The following is a 5,079-nucleotide window of genomic DNA, read 5'->3' as shown; positions in this document are numbered from 1 at the left end:
TGCAGTAAACCCGGGAAAGACCGGCACCAAGGCGGCCGCGCTCTACCGGCTGGAAGTGCCCGCTGGGGGAGAGGCGGTGCTGCGCCTGCGGCTCAGTGATCTCGCTCCGGCATCTCTCGGGGCTGCGTCCCCGGACGGTCCCTTTGGCGAACGGTTCGAGGCCATCATGGAGGCCCGCCGGCTGGAGGCGGACGAGTTTTACGCCGCCATCACCCCGCCCGCGGTGGGAGAGGATGCCGCCCGGGTGATGCGCCAGGCCCTGGCCGGGATGCTCTGGTCCAAGCAGTACTATTATTTTGACGCCATTACCTGGCTGGGCGAGCACGGGGCCCATCCCCTGAAGACTCACAGCAATCACGTTCGCAACCAGGAATGGTTCCACATGGTGAATGACGAAATCATCTCCATGCCGGACAAATGGGAATACCCCTGGTACGCGGCCTGGGACCTGGCCTTTCAAAGCATTCCCCTGGGCTTGGTGGATATCGATTTTGCCAAGAAACAGCTCGATCTCATGCTCCGGGAGTTTTATCTCCACCCCAGCGGCCAACTTCCCGCGTATGAGTGGAATTTTAGTGATGTGAATCCACCGGTGCACGCCTGGGCCGCGCTGTTGATCTATAAATCGGAAAAAGTCCTGCAGGGTAAAGGGGATGTCCAGTTTCTCAAACATGTTTTCGGCAAGCTGATGCTGAACTTCACCTGGTGGGTGAACCGTAAGGATCGGTTCGGCAAGAATGTCTTTGAGGGCGGTTTCCTGGGACTGGACAATATCGGCGTTTTCGACCGCAGCGCCGCGCTGCCCACCGGCGGGCACCTGGAGCAGGCCGACGGCACCGCGTGGATGGCTTTTTATTGCCAGGGCATGCTGGACATTGCTTTGGAGTTGGCTCCCTTTGATGAGGTTTATAAAAATTTGGCGGTGAAATTCCTGGAACACTTCCTCTGGATCGCCTCGGCCATCAACCGCATGGGTGGCGAGCAGGAGGGCCTGTGGGATGAGGAGGACGGCTTCTACTACGACCTGCTCCGTTACCCCGACGGCACCTCCACCCGCTTGAAGGTGCGTTCCCTGGTGGGCTTGCTCCCTTTATGCGCCACGGTGGTCTTTGAAAAGTCCCAGCGGGACCTGGTGCCCCAACTGGCGGACGGCATCCGGGAGCGGATCCGGCGCATGCCGGAGCTTTTGAGCGCCATCCATCCCATCGGTCCGGAACATCGCGGGGTGGCCGACCGGGGCATCCTGGCCCTGGTGAGCCCGGACAAGTTGCGCCGCATCCTGGCCAAGATGCTGGATGAAAATGAGTTTTTGAGCCCTTACGGCATCCGCTCCCTGTCCCGCTACCACGCCGAGCACCCCTATATTCTGAAAGTCCACGGCGAAGAGTACCGGGTGGACTATACGCCGGCGGAGTCAAATTCGGGCATGTTCGGCGGCAACTCCAATTGGCGGGGGCCCATCTGGTTCCCCATGAATTCCCTGATCCTCCGGGCTTTGCTGATGTTCTACCTGTATTATGGCGACAACTTTAAGGTGGAGTGTCCCACCGGCTCCGGCAACCTGATGAACCTCTTCGAAGTAAGCCAGGAGTTGGCCAACCGTCTCACCCGCATCTTTCTCCGGGATGAGCACGGACGGCGCCCGGTCTATGGGGGCGCGGCCAAATTCCAGAACGACCCCCATTGGCGGGATTACCTGTTGTTCTATGAGTACTTCCACGGCGACAACGGCGCCGGGTTGGGCGCCAGCCATCAGACGGGTTGGACCGGCTTTATTGCCAAACAGATCCAGTTTTTCGGCCTCCTGGACCCCACATTCCTGGCCCGGGGGCGCTCCACCGGCATCTTCTATCCCGAATCAACCTGATGCTGTTTTGAAAAGTTAATAAAACGCGGTAATTGGGTGGGGCGGCCGTCTCTGGCCGCCTGCGGCCATGGCGGGCACGGAGGCCCGCCCCACCAGCCTTTTCATAATTTATGGGTGAGACAAGGGCTCATGAACGACTGTTTTGAAAAGATTTGCCTCCCGCCAAGGCGCTAAGACGTAAAAAAAGTATTTGTAGGGTGCATCCTACGCACCATAATCGCTATTGGCCATCCCTTTTTAAGCCGGCTTGCCGGTGGCCACACCAAGCGCTGGTCCACTGAAAGATATCCTGGTTTCGAGAGGCAAGCATGGCAACCTCTCCGAAAAAATAACTATACCCAGCTGGACGTTTGACATGTTACATTAAATTTAGTAAATCATCGTTGCTCCGAAACAAATCCGGGGTAATAAAGGAAACTTTCCGGGGTTAAACTCGGGGGGAGAGATCTCCAAAAACGGCTTTTGACACCGATAGGCACGACCGCCACATACTATCTGTTAAATCGCTATGGATAAAGACTCATTTCGGGAAAAGCTCTTATCTTCAGAGACCAGGGTCTTACACCGGCCCGGGGGCGAAGCCGGGTCGTCCCCTTACACCCCCATCTACCTATCCTCGTTGATTATGAAGGAGCGGCTCACCTTTAATCTCTACCTGAAGGTGGCGCAAAAGGGGTCCAAGGAATTTGCCTATCCCCTTTTAGCCAAGGAGGGAGAGGCATGGGAACGCCAGTGGCTGGACCTTCTGACCAAAAAGGGCATAGACCGCCTCTATTTCCTCAATGAGGATTTGGAAAAAGTGGTTGCCTATCTCAATAATTATATGCAGTTGCTGAAACATGAGAGCACCAAGGTCTCCCCGGAATTACTGGGCGTTTTCTCCGAACAGTTGAACCTCAGCATTCGCCGGGCCTTCCAATCACCTCGCCTCGGACTGGCCGTGAAAAAGGCACAAGCTTTGGTGGAAGATCTAATCGAAAGTTTACAGCAAGACCCCACCTCCCTTAAATTAGTGTGGAAAGTTCTTTATCATGACTATAGTCTCTACAACCATTCAATCAACCTCTGTCTTCTAGGGACGGCCTTTATGCTCTTCTTGAAGAAATCCGGCAAGGAGAGCCGGGACTTAGGTCTTGCCGGCCTTTTGCACGACATCGGCATGACCCGCATCCCCCAGGAAATCTATTTAAAAGAGGGGCCGTTGACCCCTGGAGAAAGAACGGAAATAAATCAACACTCCGCTTTGGGACACCGTCTTTTGAGCAAAGGGTCTTCTCTGGCTTATGTGCCCAACGAGGTGTTGCGTCTTACTCTGGAGCATCATGAAAATGCCGACGGTTCCGGCTATCCTCTGGGTTTGCCCCTGAACCGGCAGCACGGCTGGACCCGCATCTTTCGCCTCTTGGACAGCTACGAAAGCCTCACTGTCGTCCGGCCTTACCGTAATGCTTACAAGCCTTTCGAGGCCGTAAAGATCCTCCAGGAATTGCGCGGCTCCCGAGGACCGATTTATGACCCTCTAACCTTGAAGAGTTTTATATCCTTCCTGATCACAGATTAATTCGCCGTTGAGAATAGCTTATTACGAGGCCAAAAACTTCTCATCTCCTGATCATATCTTCTATTTTCGCCATGAAGATTACCTACCCTTCTCCTGCGTCTTTACCTTACTTTAATCCTTGACAAAAAGAGTTCCCCCGGCATAAGGCCTCCCTTTTCCATATGGAGGCCAGATATTCATTTTGAGTTGCAAAAATTCCATTCATGTTCTATGAGAAGAGGAACATGGGAGAATCAGATTTGAAGGGAACTTAATGATGGTAGGATCAATCAAAGGTTTCGAAGGCTTCGATAAATTTATTCAATGGGTCGCTATCGGCATCGAATTTATTGCGATTGGTATCATCGTGCTAGGTGCGATAATAACAATCATAACCTTTCTCCAACGTGTAATTAAAGAGGGGCCCATCGAAGAAAATTATCGAAGATTTCGCAGCGATTTTGGCAAGGCAATACTGCTGGGTTTGGAATTTCTCATTGCTTCCGATATTGTCGGCACGGTGGCGGTTGGCCCAAATTTTCAGGACTTAGGTGTGTTGGGTCTTTTGGTCGTGATCCGCACATTTCTGAGCTTTGCTCTTGAACTGGAGATCACCGGACGCTGGCCCTGGCAAAAAGACGCGGTTGAGAGAAAGTCCAAATAAAAAAATCAACGATAGGATTCTCCTGCTGCAAACCTGGTGGCAAAATCGTACGAAAAGGCCGATTCTCTTGATATGTCCCAAATCTGGTATCTTCCTGATGGAAAGGAAATCGAGCTTTCGGAGGGTGAAACCATTCTCCAGGCCGCGGTGCGAGCCGGCATTGCCCTGGCCCATATCTGCGGCGGAAATGGGCGTTGCTCGACTTGCCGGGTCATCATCTTGGAGGGCCTTGAGCATTGTGCGCCTCGCAACCCCAAAGAACAGGCCATCGCGGCACTGTTGCAATTTGCCCCCGAGGTCCGGCTCGCTTGCCAGACTAGCGTTAATGGCAGAGTAAAACTCCGGCGGCTGGTGCTGGATGATGAAGATCTAGAGTTGAGCAGCCTCTTTGTCAAAGGGGTGGAGCCCGGCTCAGCCGGAGTCGAGAAACATATCCTCATCCTTTTTGCCGATATCATCGGCTTTACCTCCTTCGCTGAGGCCTTGCTTCCCTATGATGTGATCCACGTCCTGAATCGCTATTTCCACCGGGTGGGAGAGGTGATTGGCCGTCATGGCGGGCACATTGATACCTATATGGGGGATGGGTTTATGGCTCTCTTTGAGGCCGATAAGCCAACCGAAGGAGCCTTACATGCAGTTGAGGCAGGATTAGAAATGTTAGCGGCGGTCCAGAGCCTGGGGCCATACCTGCAAGCATGGTATCAAAGGAGTTTCCAGATTCGCATCGGTCTGCATTACGGACAAGTCGTAGCGGGCACGCTGGGGGCTTTAGGCAACAAGAAGATGACAGTCATCGGTGATGCCGTCAATCTTGCCAGCCGCATTGAGGCAGCAAACAAGAAAGCCGGCACACAGTTTCTAATCTCAGAAGACACTTATGCTTTAGCAGGCTGTTGAAAAAACATTGCCATTAAGCTGCGTCTCCTCTTTGAGGACGATTTCGGTACCCTTATGACGGGCAAATTCTCGGAAAAATCTGGGCTGCTTCCTCACTCGGTGGCCGTT

General features: G+C 53.6%; 4 protein-coding genes. All 4 read left to right on the top strand.

The window, feature by feature from the left end; all coding sequences use genetic code 11:
- A partial coding sequence (locus WC600_18650) for a hypothetical protein (protein MFA4904751.1) occupies nucleotides 1–1,867 on the top strand: 1,867 nt, incomplete at its 5' end.
- A 508-nt stretch (nucleotides 1,868–2,375) separates the two neighbouring features.
- Nucleotides 2,376–3,428 carry an HD domain-containing phosphohydrolase gene (locus tag WC600_18645; GenBank protein ID MFA4904750.1) on the top strand — a complete coding sequence of 351 codons (1,053 nt, stop codon included), beginning with the start codon at nucleotides 2,376–2,378 and terminating at the stop codon, nucleotides 3,426–3,428.
- Nucleotides 3,429–3,681: 253 nt separating this feature from the next.
- Entirely contained in the window at nucleotides 3,682–4,071 is a 390-nt protein-coding gene (locus WC600_18640; GenBank protein ID MFA4904749.1) for a DUF1622 domain-containing protein, read from the top strand.
- Between the two features lie 72 nt (nucleotides 4,072–4,143).
- Nucleotides 4,144–4,971 carry an adenylate/guanylate cyclase domain-containing protein gene (locus tag WC600_18635; protein ID MFA4904748.1) on the top strand — a complete coding sequence of 276 codons (828 nt, stop codon included), beginning with the start codon at nucleotides 4,144–4,146 and terminating at the stop codon, nucleotides 4,969–4,971.
- The last annotated feature ends 108 nt before the right edge of the window (nucleotides 4,972–5,079 follow it).

The organism is Desulfobaccales bacterium, assembly GCA_041648175.1.
Lineage (GTDB): Bacteria > Desulfobacterota > Desulfobaccia > Desulfobaccales > 0-14-0-80-60-11 > 0-14-0-80-60-11.
Note: the sequence above shows the minus strand (reverse complement) of the source record. Positions and strands in the feature narration are given on the sequence as shown.

Excerpts from the sequence above, each read along its gene's own strand:
- WC600_18645 (MFA4904750.1), top strand. The coding sequence starts at position 2,376 with ATGGATAAAGACTCATTTCGGGAAAAGCTCTTATCTTCAGAGACCAGG.
- WC600_18635 (MFA4904748.1), top strand. The coding sequence starts at position 4,144 with ATGTCCCAAATCTGGTATCTTCCTGATGGAAAGGAAATCGAGCTTTCG.
- WC600_18640 (MFA4904749.1), top strand. The coding sequence starts at position 3,682 with ATGATGGTAGGATCAATCAAAGGTTTCGAAGGCTTCGATAAATTTATT.